The 19,249-nt window shown below is 63.1% G+C and carries 15 protein-coding genes; 5 read left to right on the top strand and 10 right to left on the bottom strand.

Going from position 1 to position 19,249, the window contains the following annotated elements; translation table 11 throughout:
- Positions 1-41 precede the first annotated feature (41 nt).
- Positions 42-683 (top strand): ArsR/SmtB family transcription factor, encoded by a 642-nt coding sequence (locus NPS58_RS15640; protein ID WP_274116259.1) that lies wholly within the window; start codon positions 42-44, stop codon positions 681-683.
- Between the two features lie 27 nt (positions 684-710).
- Here NPS58_RS15640 and NPS58_RS15635 read toward each other — a convergent pair whose 3' ends face one another.
- The 3 genes from NPS58_RS15635 to NPS58_RS15625 form a co-directional block, all read right to left on the bottom strand.
- Entirely contained in the window at positions 711-3,578 is a 2,868-nt protein-coding gene (locus NPS58_RS15635; RefSeq protein ID WP_274116258.1) for an HD domain-containing phosphohydrolase, read from the bottom strand.
- Positions 3,579-3,703: 125 nt separating this feature from the next.
- The gene (locus NPS58_RS15630) at positions 3,704-4,945 is read right to left on the bottom strand and encodes a 2-aminoadipate transaminase (protein ID WP_274116257.1); all 1,242 of its coding nucleotides are present in this window, start codon (positions 4,943-4,945) and stop codon (positions 3,704-3,706) included.
- Between the two features lie 92 nt (positions 4,946-5,037).
- Positions 5,038-5,943, bottom strand: a complete 906-nt coding sequence (locus NPS58_RS15625) for a LysR substrate-binding domain-containing protein (protein WP_274116256.1) — start codon at positions 5,941-5,943, stop codon at positions 5,038-5,040.
- 337 nt (positions 5,944-6,280) lie between these two features.
- Between NPS58_RS15625 and NPS58_RS15620 the strand changes: the two genes are divergently transcribed.
- Positions 6,281-7,693 carry an amino acid permease gene (locus NPS58_RS15620; RefSeq protein WP_274116255.1) on the top strand — a complete coding sequence of 471 codons (1,413 nt, stop codon included), beginning with the start codon at positions 6,281-6,283 and terminating at the stop codon, positions 7,691-7,693.
- A gap of 110 nt (positions 7,694-7,803) precedes the next feature.
- Positions 7,804-8,301: a PaaI family thioesterase gene (locus NPS58_RS15615; protein WP_274116254.1), complete on the top strand. Its 498-nt coding sequence runs from the start codon at positions 7,804-7,806 to the stop codon at positions 8,299-8,301.
- 24 nt (positions 8,302-8,325) lie between these two features.
- Here the strand turns inward: NPS58_RS15615 and NPS58_RS15610 are convergent, their stop codons facing one another.
- The 3 genes from NPS58_RS15610 to NPS58_RS15600 all read right to left on the bottom strand — a co-directional run bounded on the left by NPS58_RS15610 (position 8,326) and on the right by NPS58_RS15600 (position 10,806).
- Positions 8,326-9,474 carry a M14 family metallopeptidase gene (locus NPS58_RS15610; RefSeq protein WP_274116253.1) on the bottom strand — a complete coding sequence of 383 codons (1,149 nt, stop codon included), beginning with the start codon at positions 9,472-9,474 and terminating at the stop codon, positions 8,326-8,328.
- Between the two features lie 48 nt (positions 9,475-9,522).
- On the bottom strand, positions 9,523-10,035 hold the full coding sequence (locus NPS58_RS15605) for a DUF4880 domain-containing protein (protein WP_274116252.1): 513 nt from the start codon (positions 10,033-10,035) through the stop codon (positions 9,523-9,525).
- Positions 10,036-10,461: 426 nt separating this feature from the next.
- Entirely contained in the window at positions 10,462-10,806 is a 345-nt protein-coding gene (locus NPS58_RS15600; protein WP_274116251.1) for a DUF6124 family protein, read from the bottom strand.
- A 131-nt stretch (positions 10,807-10,937) separates the two neighbouring features.
- Here NPS58_RS15600 and NPS58_RS15595 point away from each other — a divergent pair, with 131 nt between their 5' ends.
- Entirely contained in the window at positions 10,938-11,597 is a 660-nt protein-coding gene (locus NPS58_RS15595; protein WP_274116250.1) for a LexA family protein, read from the top strand.
- Positions 11,598-11,654: 57 nt separating this feature from the next.
- Here the strand turns inward: NPS58_RS15595 and NPS58_RS15590 are convergent, their stop codons facing one another.
- The 4 genes from NPS58_RS15590 to NPS58_RS15575 all read right to left on the bottom strand — a co-directional run bounded on the left by NPS58_RS15590 (position 11,655) and on the right by NPS58_RS15575 (position 17,305).
- On the bottom strand, positions 11,655-13,610 hold the full coding sequence (locus tag NPS58_RS15590) for an acetyl/propionyl/methylcrotonyl-CoA carboxylase subunit alpha (RefSeq protein WP_274116249.1): 1,956 nt from the start codon (positions 13,608-13,610) through the stop codon (positions 11,655-11,657).
- Positions 13,607-14,425 (bottom strand): gamma-carboxygeranoyl-CoA hydratase, encoded by an 819-nt coding sequence (locus NPS58_RS15585; protein ID WP_274116248.1) that lies wholly within the window; start codon positions 14,423-14,425, stop codon positions 13,607-13,609. The genes NPS58_RS15590 and NPS58_RS15585 overlap by 4 nt, the downstream gene beginning before the upstream one ends.
- A gap of 2 nt (positions 14,426-14,427) precedes the next feature.
- A complete protein-coding gene (locus NPS58_RS15580; RefSeq protein ID WP_274116247.1) occupies positions 14,428-16,032 on the bottom strand; it encodes a carboxyl transferase domain-containing protein in 1,605 nt (534 codons plus the stop codon).
- 109 nt (positions 16,033-16,141) lie between these two features.
- Complete coding sequence (locus tag NPS58_RS15575) at positions 16,142-17,305, bottom strand: isovaleryl-CoA dehydrogenase (protein ID WP_274116246.1); 1,164 nt, start codon at positions 17,303-17,305, stop codon at positions 16,142-16,144.
- Positions 17,306-17,544: 239 nt separating this feature from the next.
- Here NPS58_RS15575 and NPS58_RS15570 point away from each other — a divergent pair, with 239 nt between their 5' ends.
- On the top strand, positions 17,545-19,218 hold the full coding sequence (locus NPS58_RS15570; protein ID WP_274116245.1) for an AMP-binding protein: 1,674 nt from the start codon (positions 17,545-17,547) through the stop codon (positions 19,216-19,218).
- Positions 19,219-19,249 lie beyond the last annotated feature (31 nt).

Below are 19,249 nucleotides of genomic sequence, written 5' to 3'. Positions count from 1 at the left end.
ATGAATTGATTGAATGATTGGCCAATGCTAACGTGCTGTCAATGACTGACCTCAATACTCAATTCCAGCACGACATCGCCGAGCTTGCCCGTACCTTGGGGCATGCCCATCGCCTGAACCTGCTCGATGCCATCGCCCAGGGTGAACGGGCCGTCGAGCAGTTGGCGCAACAGTGCGAGCTGTCGGTGGCCAACGCCTCGCAACATCTGCAGCACCTGCGTCGGGCCGGTTTCGTGCAGACCCGCCGCGACGGCAAGCGGGTGTTCTACCGCCTCGGGGAAGGGCCCATCCACGAGCTGCTGGCGGCACTTGGGCACCTGGCCGAGTTCAACCGCGCGGCCATGCGCGAACTGCTCGACGACAGCCAGAACACCCCTGAGCAACTCGAAGCTATCAGCCGTGAAGAGCTGCTCGAGCGCTTGCGTGAGCAGAGCGTGACCTTACTCGATGTGCGCCCGGCCGACGAATTCGCCCAGGGCCACTTGCCCGGTGCGATCAATATTCCGTTCCGTGAGTTGCAGCAGCGTTTGGGCGAGTTGCCGCCGAGCCAGGAGGTCATCGCCTATTGCCGTGGCCCCTGGTGCGTGTTCTCTCGCGATGCGGTCGCGGCCCTGAAGGCCGGTGGCTTGCGGGCACGCCATTTCGCCAGTGGCATCGAGCAGTGGCCGGACGCATTGCAATAGCGCCGCAGGCTTGGGCGCAGCAAGCTCTCAGACTGCATCAAGAGCCGCCAGGTAGGGCTGGATGTCCACCTCGTCGAGTTGTTCGCGACGCAAGAACTGCTCGCCGTATTGGCGGTACACCCCGCTGGTGAGAAACACGCGAAAAAGCTCCGCATCAATATGCTGGTCGCGGGCCATCGCGCTCAGGATCTTCACCGATTCAGAGAGCGTCTTGGCGGGTTTGTAGGGGCGATCGGCAGCGCTCAGCGCCTCGAAGATGTCGGCGATGGCCATCACCCGTTCCGCAACGCTCATGTCGTCCTTGCGCAGGCGGCGCGGGTAGCCGGTGCCGTCCATCTTCTCGTGATGGTTGCCGGCAATGGACGGCACGCGCTTGAGGTGGTTGGGTAGCGGCAAGGTGTTGAGCATGATGATGGTCTGCACAATGTGCTCGTTGATCTTGAAGCGTTCTTCATCGGTGAGCGTACCGCGCCGGATGCAGAGGTTGTACAGCTCGCCATAGTTGTAGGCCTGCGCCGGCAGGCGCATGTCGAAGCCCCAGATATTGCGTGGATCGTGCTTGTCGACCGGGGGCTTGCGCTCGCCCCAGGGCACCAGGTGATCGATGCGGTCGGCGAGCAACTGCTCTTGCACCGGCAAGCCAGGCGATGGTACCGATGCCAGGCGTTCGGACTCGTCCCGCGACAAGCCCAGGCGGTTGTCGAAGTGCCGTACCCAGCGACGCGCGCCGATCTGCCGGAGGCGCTCGATCGCTTCGTCGGACATGAACTCGCCACCGATATTGGCGTTGGCGACGAAGGCGAACTCCTCCTGAAGCTCAGCCCGGCGACAATCGAGGCTCCCTTGCAGCGCTTGCTGATCGCCACCAGCGGCCTGGCCTTTCCAGTAGTCCACCTCGGCGTCGCGCCAGAGCACCTCGAAGCGCGTGCGGATCTCATGGATACGGTTGTACAGCGTCTCCAGCTTGGTCGCCTTGTCGACCACGTACTCGGGACTGGTGACCTTGCCGCAATCATGCAGCCAGGCGGCGATCCTGAATTCATACCGCTCGATTTCACTCATGCGGTAATCTGCATACGGGCCGCTTTGGGCTGCGATGACCTTGTCCAGTAACATTTCGGCGAGCTGCGGCACCCGCTGGCAGTGCCCGCCGGTGTAAGGGCTCTTGGCATCGGTGGCATCGGCCAGGAGCTTGATGATGGCGTCCAGCAGGCGTTGCTGGGTTTCGATCAACTGGCGCGTTTCAATGGCGACCGCGGCGGCCCCGGACAATTCCTGGACGAACTGGCGGAACGGTTGCTGCACGCCGCCCGGTTGCTGCCGGGGCCCCAGTTGCAACACCAGAATGCCGAGCAGCTGCGCACTGCGGTCGTTCAAGGCAACGGCCAGGTAGTCGTACCCCTGGCTCTGCAGCGCGTGCGCCACGGCGCCACTCAGATCGACGTGGCTGTCGGTCGGCAGTGACAGTTCGGCGGGGTAGCGGTCGCCCTGGCACTGGGCCGCGAGGTGCAGGGCAGCGGATGCTTCGCGCTGCAGATAGACCGCTCCGCCGTCGACCGAGGTGGCCTCCACCAGTTGGCCGAGCACTTCGCCGAGCATCTTGTCCAGGTCGGTTTCCCGGCTGAGGGTGAGGGTGATGGCCTGGAAGTTGTTGATGGTGCGCGACATGCTGCCCAGCACCTGGCTGAGCTCGCGTACCTCGGTGATCCGCGATTCGACCCCCACCGTTTGGGCGAAATCAAAACCGGCCAGAGCCCGCACCTGATGGGTCAGTGCCTGCAACGGCTGAGCGATGCGTCGGGCCAGCACCCAGCCCGCCAGCAACAGCAGGGCGGTCAAGGCGCTTGCCCACAACGCTGCCTCGAGCAGCGCCTGCCGTGCACCGATCAGCAGCTCGGTGGCGGGTATGGCGATCAGCATACGGATGTCGTGCTGGATGAACGACGACAGGGGCACTTGAATGCCATACCAGTCCTGGCCGCCGGCCTGGTAGCGGATCGGCTCCAGGCCCTGGTGGTTGCTGGCCAGCAACCAGTCGAGGCTCGCCACGCCCAGTTCGTCCAGGCGCGACAGGCGCAACTGCTGCCCTTCGTTGACGACCACGCGCTGCAGGTCCGGGTAGATGATCACGCTGCCCGAGCTGTCGACCACGGCCATCTCGGTGCCGGGCGTCATGCGCAGGTCCTCGACTTCGCCGCCCAGGTCATTCACCGAGGCATCCATGCCCATCACCGCCGCGCCGTCGACGCTGCGCTGCGCCATTGTCAGGCCGACCTCACGGGTGGTGAAGAATACATAGGGCTTGGTCAGCACCGTAGATGCGGACGCCATGCCTGAGACGAACCAGGGGCGGGTACGCGGATCGAAGCGGTAGTCGGGCTTGGCTACGTTCTGCAGCAGCGACAGCTGCGGGTCATAGAACCGCCATTCACCCTGCATCTGGCCGGCTTCGTCCAGGCTGATGCTCTGCACCAGGTACGCCGAGCCCGGCGGGGCTTGCAGCTCCTGCTTCTCGGCGTCATTGCGCAGCACCCGCACCAGCAGGAACTCGCCATTCGGATAACCGACATACACCGCGCTGAGCATCGTGTTGGCGTTCAGGCTTGCCGTCAGCAAGGGCAGCCGATCGAGCCGCTGCTGCAGCGTGCCGGCGTGGGAGATGGGGTCGTAGGCCAGCAGGCGGATCGAACTGAGCACCGGGTCGATCAAGCGTTGGGCCCGCTCGTTGATGGTGCGTCCCAACTGCTGCGTGGACTCTGCCGAGGCGGCCACCAGTGCCTGCTTGATGCCGTGGTACCCCTGATAGGCCAGTACCCCACAGAGCACCAGGGTACTGAACATGATCGCCAGGCCAATGAGCACCTGCAGGGGAAATCCGCGACGGGGTCTGTTCATGGCGCAGGACCTTCATTGGCACGCTAAGTGATAACTTCAGCAGTTTCCACATATGCCAGTACCTGCGGCGCATGGGTAAGACAATGCTAGACCAGCCATTGTCCGGGCGCCCGGGGGCGAAAGACCTATGCCAGGCACCGCTCGAGAATATCCAGCCCCTCGTTCAGAACCCCAGGCTCGATGGTCAGTGGGGCGAGCAGGCGGATGATGTGCCGGGCCTTGCCGCTGGGCATCAGCAACAGCCCGGCGTCCCTGGCCGTCTCCAGCACGTGGGCCAGCCGTGCCGGGGCCGGCGCGCCGTTGGCGTCGATCAGTTCGATGCCGCGCATCGCCCCGGTGCCGGTCAGGCGCCCCAGGAAGGGCGACAGCTTCTGCGCCTGCCAGCGCTGGTAGCGGCTGACGATGGCACTTTCCTGCAACTCGCCCCAGGTGGCGAGGTTGACGTCGGTCATCTGCTCCAGGGTCGACAGGGCTGCCGCACAGGCCATGGGGTTGCCGGAGTAGGTGCCCCCCAGGCCGCCCTTGGGCAGGCTGTCGAGCAGGTGCTTGCGCCCCAGCACCGCCCCCAGGGGCATGCCGCCGGCAATGCTCTTGGCCACCAGCAGCAGGTCGGGCTCGATCCCCAGGCGCGGGAAGGCAAAGCGCTGGCCGGTGCGGCCGAAACCTGACTGGATCTCATCGGCGATCATCAGTATCCCGTGCCCCTGGCAGAAGCCCTGCAGTGCCTGGGCAAAGGCCGGCTCCATGGCCAGGAAGCCGCCTTCGCCCTGGACCGGTTCGAAGATCACGGCAGCCACTTCATTGACATCGATCTCGATGCTGAACAGTCGCTCCAGCGCCGCCAGAGCCTGCTCGGTGGTCACCCCGTTATCGACGCTGGGGAAGGGCAGGTGATACACCGGCCCCGGCAGCACGCCGACGCGCTGCTTGTACGGGGCGACCTTGCCGTTGAGGTTCAGGGTGGCGAGGGTGCGGCCGTGAAAGCCCCCGTCAAAGGCGATGATCGCGGTTTTGCCGGTGGCGCCCCGGGCAATTTTCAGGGCGTTTTCCGCGGCCTCCGCGCCGCTGTTGGTCAGCATGCCGCTCACGGGGTAAGACATCGGCACGAAGGCTGCCAGGCGCTGCATCAACTCGATGTAAGGTTCATGCCCCGCGGCATTGAACGCGTAATGGGTCAGGTGTGTGGCCTGATGCTGGATGGCCGCGACAATACCCGGGTTGCAATGGCCCAGGTTCAACACGCCAATACCGCCGACAAAATCAATATAGCGTTTGCCATCGGTGTCCCAGACTTCCGCGTTTTTACCGTGCGACAGTGTAATGGGATGAACTACGGAAATGGATTGGCTGATAGTTTCGTGGCTCATGTGCACGCGGCCTCTGATTAGTTTTGCCGTTATATAAGCGAGACTAACGAGGTGTGCGCAAACGAATTAAAGGATTGCAATCATTCCAGCAATTATGAATGTTGGGCGTGCAGGTCCACGCGCTCGGTGATCCACTGCACGAAGGCCCGCACCTTGGGCACTTCGGCGGCATGTTCGGCATGGGCAATGAAATGCGAGCCCTCGCTGGGCTTGGCGTGGGCCCAGGCGATCACCAGTTTACCTTCCTGCAGCTCCTCGGCCACCAGGTAGTGGGGGATCAGCGCGATGCCGCAGCCGGCCTGGGCGGCCCGGATACACATGGAAAAGGTGTCGAAGCGCGGGCCGTGGTAGCTGTTCTCGCTGTGCAGGCCCTGGCCCTGGAACCATTCGTGCCAGGCTTCGGGCCGCGAGGTGCATTGCAGCAGGCGGTGCTCGGTGAGGGCGCCGGCGCTGTCGAAGGCATGACGGGCCAGCAGTTGCGGGGAGCACACCGGCACCACCTGCTCGTCGAACAGCTCGATGCAGGTTGCCCCGGGCCAGGTGCCCTGGCCGAAGAAAAAGGCGATGTCAGCCTTGGCCTGGACCAGGTCGAAGGGTTCCAGGGCGTTGCGCACATCCAGGTGAATGCGTGGGTAGCGCTCACCAAACCCCTTCAGGTTGGGCACCAGCCAGCGCTCGCCGAAGGTCGGCTGGGTGGCGATGCGCAGTACTTCGGTTTCGCCGCCATAGCTGAGGATATAGCGGCTGGACATGTCCAGCTGGACCAGGATCTTGTTCACCTCGGCCAGGTACAAGGCGCCGGCCGGGGTCAGGTGCAGGCGCCGGCGAATGCGCTGGAACAGCGGATGGCTGAGCATGTCTTCAAGCTGGGCGACCTGCTTGCTCACCGCGCTCTGGGTCAGGTGCAGCTCTTGCGCGGCGCGGGTGAAGCTCAGGTGTCGGGCGGCGGCTTCGAAGCACTGCAGGGCGGTGGTCGAGGGCATCAGGCGTTTGGACATGGGCGGTCTCATCCGGCGAAAAAGGCGTGAGGTCATTCCGTAATGGAATCATGTGTTTCTAAAAGGTCGTTTGTGACAGTCGGCCCTCTAGATTAATACTGACCCGCATCAAGGATTTCAACTGAAATTCACAGTAGGCGAATCCCCTGGACCAGTACAACTAACGGGCGGTTTTTCCTGTTCGAAAGTTCGTTGTTTTTCCAGGGGGGAGGCCACTTTGATTCGGCGTGGGACGGGCCGCAGACAACAATAAGCGTCATCCATCAAATAACAACTTCTGCTCTAACCCTGTCGGCTGCGCGTGCTGTGCAGCGACATACCCAGTTGAGGGTCGAACATGGCATCGCTACAACAAAAGAAACAGCGTTCGCTACAACACGGTCTGACATCCCGCCAAGTGTCGATGATCTCCATCGCCGGCATCATTGGTGCCGGGTTGTTCATCGGCTCCTCCACGGCCATTGCCACGGCCGGGCCGGCCATCCTGATCTCGTACGCCATGACCGGCCTGCTGGTGCTGCTGGTAATGCGCATGCTGGGGGAAATGGCCATTGCCAACCCCAACAGCGGCTCGTTCTCTACCTATGCAAGCCAGGCTATCGGTCCTTGGGCCGGTTTTACCATCGGTTGGTTGTACTGGTGGTTCTGGGTACTGATCATCCCGGTCGAAGCGATTGCCGGCGCCGACATCCTCCATGCCTATTTCCCCGGCGTGCCGTCCTGGCTGTTCGCCTTTCTGATCATGATCGTGCTGTCGTGCACCAACCTGATCAGCGTGAAGAACTTCGGTGAGTTCGAGTACTGGTTCGCCTTGATCAAAGTGGTGGCGATCCTCGCCTTCATCGGGGTCTGCACCCTGGCGGTGTTTGGCGTGTGGCCACTGGCGAAACAGACCTCCGGGGTCAGCCAACTGTGGGCCAACGGCGGCTTCATGCCCAATGGCTTCGGCGCGGTGCTGGGCGGTGTGCTGGTGACCATTTTCTCGTTCTTCGGTGCCGAGATCGTCACCATTGCCGCCGACGAAACCGCCAACCCCAAGGAGAAGATCCGCAAGGCCACCAACCTGGTGGTCTACCGCATCGCGATCTTCTACATCGTTTCGATCTTCTTCATTGTCTCGCTGGTGGCCTGGAACGATCCGGGGCTCAAGTCGGTGGGCTCGTTCCAGCGCGTGCTGGAGGTGCTGAACGTCCCCGGCGCCAAGCTGCTGGTTGACCTGGTGGTACTGGTGGCGGTGACCAGTTGCATGAACTCTGGGCTCTACACCGCCTCGCGGATGCTCTACTCGCTGGGCTCGCGTGGTGAGGCGCTGAAGATGACCAAGCGCATTTCCGGCAACGGCGTGCCCACCGTGGCGGTCGTCCTGTCGACCTTCGCAGGCTTTGCCGGTTGCCTGGTCAACTATGTGTTCCCCGGCAAGGTGTTCGGTTTCCTGCTCTCGACCACCGGCGCGATTGCCTTGCTGGTGTACCTGGTGATCGCCGTGTCGCAGTTGCGCATGCGAGCCATCACTGACCGTGCGGGCACCGAGCTTGCGTTCAAGATGTGGTTGTTCCCCTGGCTGACGTGGCTGGTGATCGCCCTGATTGTCACGGTGCTGGGCTACATGCTGATCAGCCCGGCCTACCGCTACGAGACGCTGATGACCGCAGGGGTCACCCTGGCCATCCTGCTGATCTCGCTGACCCGGCGCAAAACCTCCTCCAGCGCCGTGGGCGGCCAGCCGGCGGTATCGGGTAAAGGCGCCTAGCCCGCACCTTTGCGACAGAAAAAAGCCCATGACCAGTTCATGGGCTTTTGCGTTGCACAACGTTACTATCAACCCTCGCTTTCCCTCCAAAACAGACAATCAGGAAGCTTATGAGTAACCACCTGCTATCCCTCCAGGAACTGGCCGCGCCCGAAGGCGTCTGCTATGGCTGCGGTTGTTCCCATCCCAGCGGCTTGCACGTTAAAAGTCATTGGGACGAGGACGGTATTCACCTGATCTGCCGGCACTCACCCGACAGCACCTTCCTGGGGTGGCCAGGGTTGGTGTACGGCGGCCTGCTGGCGATGCTGGTCGACTGCCACTCCAACTGGACGGCCATGGCCTATCACTACCGTGCCGAAGGCCGCGAGCCCGGCAGTTTGCCGCGCCTGGACTGCGTGACCGGGCAATTGAACCTGACCTACCTCAAGCCCACCCCGATGGGCGTCGAGCTGCTGCTCAAGGCCCGGGTCGAAGGTGAGGTAGGGCGCAAGAGCCGGGTCATCTGTGAAGTGTGGGCCGATGACGTGCTGACCGTGACCGCCGACTCGGTGTTCGTGCGGGTCGACACCGAGAAGCTCAAGCAGAAGGCTCACGGCCAGGCCTGAAGCAAACCGCAGGGTCGACGGGCCTCAGCGCAGGCTGTCGACCATCTGCCCCAGTACATCCAGCACGGCGTCGGCCAGGTCCTTGGAGCGTCGGCCGTTCCAGCCGGTTTGCGGGTTGGGGGCGTCGTCGTGGTCCTTGAAGGGCATCTCCAGGGTCAGCGACAAGCAGTCGTAGGCCTGGCCGACGCTGTTGGCACCCAGGGTCAGGTTGGCCTGGCCCGGGGCCGAGCGCGGATAGCCATGCACCTGCTGGAAATCAACCGTGCGCTTGCACAGGTTGTCGCGGAAGGTTTTTTCCAGCGCGGCCAGTCGCGGGGTATAGCCGGGATTGCCTTCGCAGCCGGCGGTGAACACATGCGGGATTTCTTCATCGCCATGCACGTCGAGGAACAGGTCGACGCCGTGTTGCTTCATTTGCGACTGGGCAAAGAACACTTCCGGGCTCTTGTCGATACTTGCGTTCTGCCACGCGCGATTGAGGTCCTGGCCGGCGAAATTGGTGCGCAGGTGGCCATGGAAGGCGCCGTCGGGGTTCATGTTGGGGATCAGGTAAAGGTCGGCTCGCTGCAGCAAGGCCTGCACGGTCGGGTCGTTGTGCTGCAGGCGATCGATCACACCCTCCATGAACCATTCGGCCATGTGTTCGCCTGGGTGCTGCTGGGCAATCAGCCACAGCTTGCGTTTGCCGGGAGCGCCGTCGCCTGTACGCAGCAAGGGAAGGTCACGACCTTCAATACTGCGCCCGGTCGCCAGTAGTTCGACGCCCGGCAGGTGCTTGGCGCGCTCGATCAACTGGTTGTGGCGGGTCCGCGAGTAGGGCTCGAAATACGCGAACCAGGCCTGTGGCTGTTCGGCGGCAAGTTCGAAGCTCAGGGCTTTGCCATCAAAGCGGGTGGGCACACGAAACCAGTGCTGCTGATCGTAGGAGGCGACTGCCTGGTAGCCCGTCCAGGCTCCGTTATAGGAAGACTGGCCAGCGTTCTCCAGGACAAAACCGTGCTGCTGGCCTGGGGTCAGGCCGCTGACGCTGAAGTGGAACCACTGGAAGTGACCGCTGTGGGTGTCGGGACGAATGGCCAGGCGGATCAGGCGTGGGTCACTGGCATCGTTGATCAGGATATTGCCGGAATCGAAATCGCAGTCGATGTGCAGGGGGGGCAGCGTCACAGTCATCACCAGGCACCTGTAGAGTTGTTGTGACACCCACTCTACACGCCTGGCTCAGGACCAGAAACCGATCGCTGCCAATGCAGCCAGGCCGAGGCCGATGGCCACCGAGCAACCGCCCAGCGACAAGGCCGTGCGTGGCTGACGGTACCAGCCATCGTGGCCCAGTTGCTGTGCCGGGGCCAGCAAGGTACGCCAGCGCAGTTCGGTGGCGTGGAATGCTTCGCGATGTTCGGGGGCGGCATCCAGCCAGCGGCGAAAGTCGATGCGTTCGCTGGCCGTCACCTGCGGGCTCTGCAGGCGCACATACCATTGGCCGGCCATGCTTGCGATCACGTCACCCTCGCCGCGTACACTCTGCAGGGCCTGGTACATATGGCGCTCGATGGTCAGCGCGGGCAGGCCCAGGCGTTCGGCGATGCTGGCGTAGCTCAGTTGGTCGAGACGGCTGAGCAGAAACACCTGCTGGACGCGACGCGGCAGTTTTTTCAGCTGGAGCAGCAGCGTGTCGCGCGCAAGGTCGTGGGATTCGGGGTGATGCTCAAGGGGCAGCAGCAGACGGGTCATGTACAAGCTCCTTGCTCGGTGGGGGGAGGGGGCGTCCTCCGTGACGCTGTCACAGCTTAGTCTTAACGAGATTGATTCTCAAGTGCTAATTCTGCAAAGCGCGGTTACATCCTTCACGGTGCGACATTCATTTGCTATCATCACGGCCATTCAAGCAACACCCGCCTTCATTAGCCTGAAGAGCCAAAAAAGACCCGGCAAAAAGCCGGGTCAAAAACCGTGATTAGCCTGATGAGGAGATAATCTGAGAGTCCGACCTAAGGGCTTTCAGTTATCCAACCAGTCTCGCGACCAGTTGCGAGCAATAATAATCGTTATCATTTGCAAGTCAAATGAATTTTCCGTCATTCCGTAAAAAAACTTTACCGAATGCGCTCCCTCCTTGAATGAACGGCGCCAGCGCCGCCATTGCTGCGACTCTCCACGTTAGCTTTCTATCCCTTTGCTCCTCTGTTCGGTGGGTATGTGCTCGACCATCGCCTTTGCCAGGCTGACCATGTGTACCACCGTCAGGGCCAGTTGCCGGGGCCTTCCTTGAAGGCCGTTGGCCGACTCGCAGGCGGTGGCTTCGGCACACAGCAGCAATTGCACGGCGCGTTCGGCGGCTTCGGAACCGCTGAGGGTTTCTCGCGGCACTACCCAGGGCGCTTCTGTCGAAGGCACCATGGGGGCTGGGTTGAGGTAGAAATCCAGCGCTTTGCGGGCTGCGTCGCTCGAACTCAGCGCTTCGTTATCCAGGTTGATATCCATTTCAGGAAATGTCTGTTTCATTCGGCTGCCTGCCATAGGGGTAAGCGATCAAAGGTAGGTTTGAATAATAATACGCAATGTAGTTGTGACTGCTTTTTAAATACTACAATTTGTGTATTGAGCGTCATGGAGCAGTCCGTATCGTGCCAGCGATGGATAATTGGACTGATCTGGTCAAGGCCAGGATGCGTGAACTCAAAGTCACGCAGGAGAATCTCGCCGAACGCATCGGGGTCACCCAGGGCGCAGTCGGGCATTGGTTGCGTGAAGAGCGCGAGCCCAGGCTCAGGGTGCTGAACCAGATTCTGGTCGAGGTCGGCTTGCCCCCGTTGCAGATGGTGTTTGCTCCGCACACCTCGGAAACCACCGGCACCTATGGTGTGCCGGGTACGGGAGCGGCTTGCGTGGAGCGGGACCACCACAAGCACGATCCGTATTTTCGCTATCCCATCCTGCCCTGGGACGGCCTGGAGACGGTCGAGCCCTGCGAACCCTGCGTGCGCCAGGTATCTGATTATGCTGCGCTGGGGCGTGCGTTCTGGCTGCCGGTTGAAGGCGATGCAATGACTGCGCCGGTGGGCTTGAGCGTGCCGGAGGGCATGCTGATCCTGGTGGATACGGGCGTGAGCGTGGCACCGGGCAAGTTGGTGGTCGTGCGCTTGCCCGAACGTACCGGCATGACCTTTCGCCAATTGATCGAGGAGGGCGGCCAGCGGTATCTCAAGCCGCTCAACCCGACGTACCCCAAGACTGTGTTCACGGAGCAATGTGAAGTGCTTGGGGTCGTGGTGCAGGCGTTTGCGAGGTTCTAGATAGCATCGCGGGGCAAGCCCGCTCCTTTAGGAGCGGGCTTGCCCCGCGATGGTTTTTCAGCGTTCTTCCAACTCCACCAGCACGGCCCCTTCACTGACCATTTCGCCTTCCTGGCAAAACAGCGCCTTGACCGTCCCGGCCTGGGTCGCGCGGATGCTGTGTTCCATTTTCATGGCTTCGAGCACCACCAGTTGAGCACCGGCCTCGACCGTCTGCCCCACCTCGACCAATACCCGCACGATACTGCCGTTCATGGGCGCACTCAGGCCGCCCTGGTGGCTGTGGCTGGCATCGGCCTCGGCAATCGGGTCGAACGCGGTGACTGCGTGCAACTCGCCGTCCCACTGCAGGTACAGGGTGTCGCCGCGGCGGATCGCCAGGTGCCGACGGCGCAGGCCATCGTGCTCGATCATCAGTTGTTCGCCGTCCAGTGTCAGCGTCGGTGCCGCTGCATGGGTGAGCCCCAGGGCCTGGTCCTGGCCGTTGCAGTTCAGGTGCAGGCTGATGTGCGCCGGCACACCCAGGCGCAGGCCCGCATTGGCAGCCCATGGCGAGTGGCGATCATCGCCGCGGCGCTGCACCGGCTGGCTCTGGATGAACGCTTCACCCGCGGCCTGCCAGAACGCGGCGGGCAGTGGTTCAGGCGTTGGCAACAACTGAGCCTGATAGCGCGGAATGAAGCCGGTATCGAGCTCGGCCTGGGCAAATGCCGGGTGGGCGAGGATCCGCCGCAGGAACGCAATGTTGGTTTTCAGCCCGCCAATGGCGAAGTCGTCGAGCATCGCCAGCAACCGCAGGCGGGCCTGCTCGCGGGTCTGGCCCCAGGCGATCAGCTTGCCCAGCATCGGGTCGTAGAACGGCGAGATGCTGTCGCCCTCACTGACACCACTGTCGACCCGACGCCCTTCACCCGGCGCCGACTCACGGTACAGCGCCAGTTGCCCGGTGGCCGGGAGAAAGTCGTTGGCCGGGTCTTCCGCGTACAGGCGCACTTCGATGGCGTGGCCGTCGAGCGGTACCTGATCCTGGGTGATGGGCAGCGGCTCGCCGCAGGCCACGCGAATCTGCCAGGCCACCAGGTCCAGCCCGGTGATGGCTTCGGTTACCGGGTGCTCCACCTGCAGGCGGGTGTTCATTTCCATGAAGAAGAATTCGCCGCGGGCATCGAGCAGGAACTCGACGGTGCCGGCGCCGACATAACCGATGGCCTGGGCGGCCTTGACCGCCGCCTCGCCCATGGCCTGGCGCTGGGCCGGGCTCAGGCCGGGGGCCGGGGCTTCCTCGACGACTTTCTGGTGGCGACGCTGGATCGAACAGTCGCGCTCATTGAGGTACAGGCAGTTGCCGTGTTGGTCGGCGAATACCTGGATTTCTACGTGACGCGGCTTGAGCACGTATTTTTCCACCAACATGCGGGCATCGCCAAACGACGATTGCGCTTCACGCTGGGCCGAGGCCAGGGCTTCGGCCAGCTGGCTTTCGCTTTCGACCACCTTCATGCCCTTGCCGCCGCCCCCGGCGGTGGCCTTGAGCAGAACCGGGTAGCCGATGCTCTCGGCGGCAGCGCGGAAGGTTTCCAGGTCCTGGGCTTCACCGTGGTAACCCGGCACCAGGGGCACGCCGGCTTGCTCCATCAGGGCCTTGGCGGCGGACTTGCTGCCCATGGCATCGATGGCGCTGGCTGGGGGGCCGAGGAAAATCAGCCCGGCCGCTTCGATGGCCCGGGCAAAACCTGCGTTCTCCGACAGAAAGCCGTAGCCCGGGTGAATCGCCTGGGCGCCGCTGGCCCTGGCGGCAGCTAGCAGTTTGTCGATGTCCAGGTAGCTTTCGGCAGCCTTGGCACCGCCCAGGTCAACGCGGATGTCGGCTTCGCGGCTGTGCCTGGCCTCGCGGTCGATGGCGCTGTGCACGGCGACAGTGGTCAGCCCCAGGGCTTTGGCGGTGCGCATGACCCGGCAGGCGATCTCGCCGCGGTTGGCAACCAGCAGGGTAGTCAATGGCGTGCGGGTCATGGGCGCGGCTCCTTGTTCGACGGTTCGCCCTGCCAGGCGGGTGTGCGTTTTTCCAGGAAGGCGCGCAAGCCTTCCTGGCCTTCGGGGCTCACCCGGATACGGGCGATGGCGTTCTCGCAGTAGCGGCGCAGGGCAGGGGTCAGCTCGCCGTGGCCCACCTCACGCAGCAGCTCCTTACTGGCACGCATGGCCTGGGGGCTGTTGAGCAGCAGGTTGTCGATCCACTGTTCGATCTGGTGCTCCAGCTCGACGGCTGGATACGCCTCGGCCAGCAGGCCCAGTTCACGAGCGCGCTCGCCACTGAAGCGCTCGGCGGTCAGCGCATAGCGACGTGCGGCGCGCTCGCCCATGGCCTGGACCACGAACGGGCTGATCACCGCCGGCGCCAGGCCGATGCGCACCTCCGACAGGCACAGTTGTGCCTCGACGGTACCGATGGCCATGTCGCAGCAACTGATCAGGCCCAGTGCACCGCCGAAGGCCGCACCCTGGACCACGGCCAGGGTCGGTACCTTGAGCTTGGCCAGGTTGTACATCAACTCTGCCAGCTCGCGGGCATCGTCCAGGTTGGTGTTGTAGTCGAGGGCTGCCGATTGCTGCATCCAGGCAAGGTCGGCACCTGCACTGAAGTGCCGGCCCCGGCCGCGCAGCAGGACAAAGCGCAGGCTGGCGTCCGCAGCGATCTGGTCGATGGCCAGGATCAGCTCGCGGATCATCTGGGCGTTGAAGGCGTTGTTCTTGTCTTCCCGGCTCAACCACAGGGTGGCGAAACCACGGGGATCCTTGATCAGTTCAAGGGTAGTGAAGTCGCTCATGGTCACATCCGGAAAATGCCGAAACGGCTTTGTTCGATCGGTGCGTTGAGGGCCGCGGACAGCGCCAGGCCTAGAATGTCGCGGGTTTGTGCCGGGTCGATGACACCGTCGTCCCACAAGCGGGCGCTGGAGTAGTAGGGGTGGCCCTGGTGCTCGTACTGGTCGAGGATCGGCTGCTTGAGCCGCGCTTCGTCCTCGGCGCTGAACGGATGGCCGCTGCGCTCGCTCTGCTCGCGCTTGACCTGGGCCAGCACGCCGGCGGCCTGTTCGGCGCCCATCACGCCGATGCGCGCATTGGGCCACATCCACAGGAACCGCGGGTCGTAGGCGCGACCGCACATGCCGTAGTTACCGGCACCGAAACTACCCCCGATAATCACCGTGAACTTCGGTACCTGGGCGCAGGCCACGGCGGTCACCAGCTTGGCGCCGTGCTTGGCGATACCGCCGGCCTCGTACTTCTGGCCGACCATGAAGCCGGTGATGTTCTGCAGGAACAGCAGGGGAATGCCGCGCTGGCAGGCCAACTCGATAAAGTGCGCGCCTTTTTGCGCGGCCTCGGCGAACAGGATGCCGTTGTTGGCCAGGATGGCGATCGGGTAGCCGTGCAGGTGGGCAAAGCCACACACCAGGGTGGTGCCGAACAGCGCCTTGAACTCGTCGAATATCGAACCATCCACCAGGCGGGCGATCACCTCGCGCACATCGAAGGGCTGCTTGGCATCGGCTGGCACTACGCCGTACAACTCGTGGGCATCGTACAGCGGCGCGATCGGTGCGCGTTGCTGCAAGGTGCCCTGTTTCTGCCAGTTGAGGTTGGCCACGCAGCGCCGGGCGATGGCCAGGGCGTGCTCGTCGTTGTCGGCATAGTGGTCGGCAACGCCGCTGGTCTTGCAGTGCACATCGGCGCCGCCCAGGTCCTCGGCGCTGACCACTTCACCGGTGGCTGCCTTGACCAGTGGCGGGCCGGCCAGAAAGATGGTGGCCTGCTGGCGCACCATGATCGCTTCGTCGGCCATGGCCGGCACGTAGGCGCCGCCTGCGGTGCACGAGCCCATCACCACGGCGATCTGCGGGATGCCCAGCGCGCTCATGTTGGCTTGGTTGAAAAAGATCCGCCCGAAGTGCTCGCGGTCCGGGAATACTTCGTCCTGGCGCGGCAGGTTGGCGCCACCGGAGTCCACCAGGTACAGGCAGGGCAGGCGGTTCTGCAACGCGATGGCCTGGGCACGCAGGTGTTTTTTGACCGTCAGCGGGTAGTAGGAGCCGCCTTTGACCGTGGCGTCGTTGGCCACGATCATGCATTCGACGCCTTCGATCCGGCCAATGCCGGCAATCACGCCGGCCGCCGGCACGTCCTCGCCGTACACCTCATGGGCGGCCAACTGGCCGATTTCCAGGAACGGCGAGCCTGGGTCGAGCAAGCGGTCGATACGGTCGCGGGGCAGCAATTTGCCCCGCGAGGTGTGCCGCTCCTGTGCCTTGTGGCCGCCGCCCTGATGGACCTTGGCCAGCAGTGTGCGCAGGCTCTGGACGTGCTCGAGCATGGCCGCGCTGTTGTGCGCGAACTCGGCAGAGCGGGGGTTCAATTGGGTTTTCAGAATCATCGGGGCTCCTGGCGCAGCTTCAAGCGGCAAGCTTCAAGCTGCAAGAGTTGATCGGCGCTACAACTGCTTCTACGTGCAGCTTGTCGCTGGAAGCTAACCGCTGACTCGCTTAGCGAGTCTCGTTGAACAGTTCGCGCCCGATCAGCATCCGGCGAATTTCGCTGGTGCCGGCGCCGATTTCATAGAGCTTGGCGTCGCGCAGCAGGCGCCCGGCCGGGAACTCGTTGATGTAGCCGTTGCCACCGAGAATCTGGATGGCTTCAAGGGCCATCTGGGTCGCGCGTTCGGCGGTGTAGAGGATCACCCCGGCGGCGTCCTTGCGCGTGGTCTCGCTGCGGTCGCACGCCTGGGCCACGGCATACAGGTAGGCGCGGCTGGCATTGAGCTGGGTGTACATGTCGGCGATCTTGCCCTGGATCAGCTGGAACTCGCCGATGCTCTGGCCGAACTGCTTGCGGTCGTGGATGTAGGGCACCACCAGGTCCATGCAGGCCTGCATGATACCGGTCGGGCCGCCCGAGAGCACCACGCGCTCGTAGTCCAGGCCGCTCATCAGCACTTTCACGCCACCGTTGAGGGCGCCGAGGATGTTTTCCTTGGGTACTTCGACGTTGTCGAAGAACAGCTCGCAGGTGTTGGAGCCGCGCATGCCCAGTTTGTCGAATTTGTTGCTGCGGCTGAAGCCCTTGAAGTCACGCTCGACAATAAAGGCGGTGATCCCGTGGGGGCCCTTGTCCAGGTCGGTCTTGGCGTAGATCACATAGGTGTTGGCGTCGGGGCCATTGGTGATCCAGGTCTTGCTGCCATTGAGCACGAAATGATCGCCACGCGCTTCGGCGCGCAGTTTCATCGATACCACGTCGGAGCCAGCATTGGGTTCGCTCATGGCCAGGGCGCCGATATGCTCGCCGCTGATCAGCTTGGGCAGGTACTTGGCTTTCTGCCCGGCGTTGCCGTTGCGGTTGATCTGGTTGACGCAAAGGTTGGAGTGGGCGCCGTAGGAGAGGGCGACCGAGGCCGATCCGCGGCTGATCTCTTCCATGGCCACCACGTGGGCCAGGTAGCCCAGGCCGGCACCGCCGTACTCTTCGCAGACGGTGATGCCCAACAGGCCCATGTCACCGAACTTGCGCCACATGTCGGCGGGGAACAGGTTGTCCTGGTCGATCTGCGCGGCACGGGGCGCCAGTTCCGCGGCGACGAAGGACTGCACCTGATCGCGAAGCATGTCGATGGTTTCGCCCAGGGCGAAGTTCAGGGTCGGATAACGCATGTGGGCACCTTTTGTCTGTTTGTTCTTGTGTGGTTCGTAGCGGCCTTATCGCCGGCAATTCCAGCTCCGGCAGCGGAGCGCTCGGGCCGTGCCAGCGATGAGGTTCGTCACCTTTACGTTAACGTAAACCTGCCAACGATCACTGTCAATCGCACCATGACCTTTACGTTAACGTAAATATCAGCCAGAGTAAGACCCGCTTGAATCAGTTCCCAGAACAACCACAACAAGGGACCGCCATGAATCAACCGAGCTATACCCAGGGGCGTCAGGATAAGCCCTTGCTGGCCATGACCATCGGCCAGGCGTTTGACAATACTGTGTCGCGTTTCGCCGAGCGCGAGGCCCTGGTGGTGCGCCACCAGCAGTTGCGCTACAGCTGGCGGCAACTGGCCGACAGCGTCGACTGTCATGCCCGGGCGCTGATGGCCCTGGGGCTCAAGACCGGCGACCGGCTGGGCATCTGGGCGCCCAATTGTGCGCAGTGGTGCATTGCCCAGTTCGCCAGCGCCAAGATCGGCGTGATCCTGGTCAACATCAACCCCGCCTACCGCACCAGCGAACTTGAGTATGTACTCAAGCAGTCCGGTTGCCAGTGGCTGATCTGCGCCGGCGCATTCAAGACCTCCGATTACCATGCCATGCTCGGTGAGCTGTTGCCCGAACTCGGCGACCAGGTTACCGGCGAACTGCGCAGCGATCGGCTGCCGGCCCTGCGCGGGCTGATCAGCCTGGATGCCACGCCACCGGCAGGCTTCCTGGCCTGGGACCAGCTGGCCTCGCTGGCTGCCCACACCACACCGGCCGACTATCAGGCCCGCCAGCACAGCCTGCAGTTCGACCAGCCGGTCAATATCCAGTACACCTCCGGCACCACCGGCTTCCCCAAGGGCGCCACCCTCAGTCACTACAACATCCTCAACAACGGCTACATGGTCGGCGAGAGCCTGGGGCTGACCGAGCACGACCGCATGGTGATCCCGGTCCCGCTGTACCACTGTTTCGGCATGGTCATGGGCAACCTGGGCTGCATTACCCACGGCAGCACCATGATCTACCCCAATGATGCCTTCGACCCCTTGCTGACCCTGGATACCGTCGCCCAGGAGCAGGCCACCGCGCTCTACGGCGTGCCGACCATGTTCATCGCCATGCTCGACCACCCGCAACGCACCGAGCGGGACCTGTCGAGCCTGCGTACCGGGATCATGGCCGGCGCCACGTGTCCGATCGAGGTGATGCGCCGGGTCATCGACCAGATGCACATGAGCGAGGTGCAAATCGCCTATGGCATGACCGAGACCAGCCCGGTGTCGTTGCAGACCGGCCCGGACGACGACCTGGAACTGCGCGTGACCACAGTGGGGCGTACCCAGCCGCAGCTCGAAAGCAAGATTGTCGACGAACAGGGCTGCATCGTGCCGCGCGGCACCATCGGCGAGCTGTGCACCCGGGGTTACAGCGTCATGCTGGGCTATTGGGGCAACCCCGAGGCCACCCTCGAGGCGATCGATCCGGCAGGCTGGATGCACACCGGGGACCTGGCGACCATGAACGAGGCGGGGTATGTGTGTATCGCCGGGCGCAACAAGGACATGATCATCCGCGGCGGCGAGAACATCTATCCGCGGGAGCTCGAGGAGTTCTTCTTCACCCACCCGGCTGTGGCCGATGTGCAGGTGATCGGTATTCCGGATGAACGCTATGGCGAGGAAATCGTCGCCTGGATCAAGTTCCACCCAGGTCATAACGCCAGCGAGATCGAACTGCAGCAGTGGTGCAAGAGCCGCATTGCCCACTTCAAGACCCCGCGCTATTTCCGTTTCGTCGACGAGTTCCCGATGACGGTGACCGGCAAGGTGCAGAAGTTCAGGATGCGCGAGATCAGCATCGAGGAGCTGAGCAGCCGTTGAATTGATCGCTGCGCTGTTGCTGGCCTGCGCC

The organism is Pseudomonas putida (assembly GCF_028682455.1).
In the GTDB taxonomy this organism is placed as follows: domain Bacteria; phylum Pseudomonadota; class Gammaproteobacteria; order Pseudomonadales; family Pseudomonadaceae; genus Aquipseudomonas; species Aquipseudomonas putida_AA.
The sequence above is the reverse complement of the archived record's forward strand: the minus strand, read 5'-3'. Positions and strand labels throughout refer to the sequence as shown.

What these genes read in the sequence shown, in the direction of transcription:
- NPS58_RS15640 (WP_274116259.1), top strand. Translation starts at nt 42, where the DNA reads ATGACTGACCTCAATACTCAATTCCAGCACGACATCGCCGAGCTTGCC.
- NPS58_RS15630 (WP_274116257.1), bottom strand. Translation starts at nt 4,945, where the DNA reads ATGAGCCACGAAACTATCAGCCAATCCATTTCCGTAGTTCATCCCATT.
- NPS58_RS15595 (WP_274116250.1), top strand. Translation starts at nt 10,938, where the DNA reads ATGGATAATTGGACTGATCTGGTCAAGGCCAGGATGCGTGAACTCAAA.
- NPS58_RS15590 (WP_274116249.1), bottom strand. Translation starts at nt 13,610, where the DNA reads ATGACCCGCACGCCATTGACTACCCTGCTGGTTGCCAACCGCGGCGAG.
- NPS58_RS15600 (WP_274116251.1), bottom strand. Translation starts at nt 10,806, where the DNA reads ATGAAACAGACATTTCCTGAAATGGATATCAACCTGGATAACGAAGCG.
- NPS58_RS15620 (WP_274116255.1), top strand. Translation starts at nt 6,281, where the DNA reads ATGGCATCGCTACAACAAAAGAAACAGCGTTCGCTACAACACGGTCTG.
- NPS58_RS15605 (WP_274116252.1), bottom strand. Translation starts at nt 10,035, where the DNA reads ATGACCCGTCTGCTGCTGCCCCTTGAGCATCACCCCGAATCCCACGAC.
- NPS58_RS15580 (WP_274116247.1), bottom strand. Translation starts at nt 16,032, where the DNA reads ATGATTCTGAAAACCCAATTGAACCCCCGCTCTGCCGAGTTCGCGCAC.
- NPS58_RS15575 (WP_274116246.1), bottom strand. Translation starts at nt 17,305, where the DNA reads ATGCGTTATCCGACCCTGAACTTCGCCCTGGGCGAAACCATCGACATG.
- NPS58_RS15585 (WP_274116248.1), bottom strand. Translation starts at nt 14,425, where the DNA reads ATGAGCGACTTCACTACCCTTGAACTGATCAAGGATCCCCGTGGTTTC.
- NPS58_RS15610 (WP_274116253.1), bottom strand. Translation starts at nt 9,474, where the DNA reads ATGACTGTGACGCTGCCCCCCCTGCACATCGACTGCGATTTCGATTCC.
- NPS58_RS15615 (WP_274116254.1), top strand. Translation starts at nt 7,804, where the DNA reads ATGAGTAACCACCTGCTATCCCTCCAGGAACTGGCCGCGCCCGAAGGC.
- NPS58_RS15570 (WP_274116245.1), top strand. Translation starts at nt 17,545, where the DNA reads ATGAATCAACCGAGCTATACCCAGGGGCGTCAGGATAAGCCCTTGCTG.
- NPS58_RS15625 (WP_274116256.1), bottom strand. Translation starts at nt 5,943, where the DNA reads ATGTCCAAACGCCTGATGCCCTCGACCACCGCCCTGCAGTGCTTCGAA.
- NPS58_RS15635 (WP_274116258.1), bottom strand. Translation starts at nt 3,578, where the DNA reads ATGAACAGACCCCGTCGCGGATTTCCCCTGCAGGTGCTCATTGGCCTG.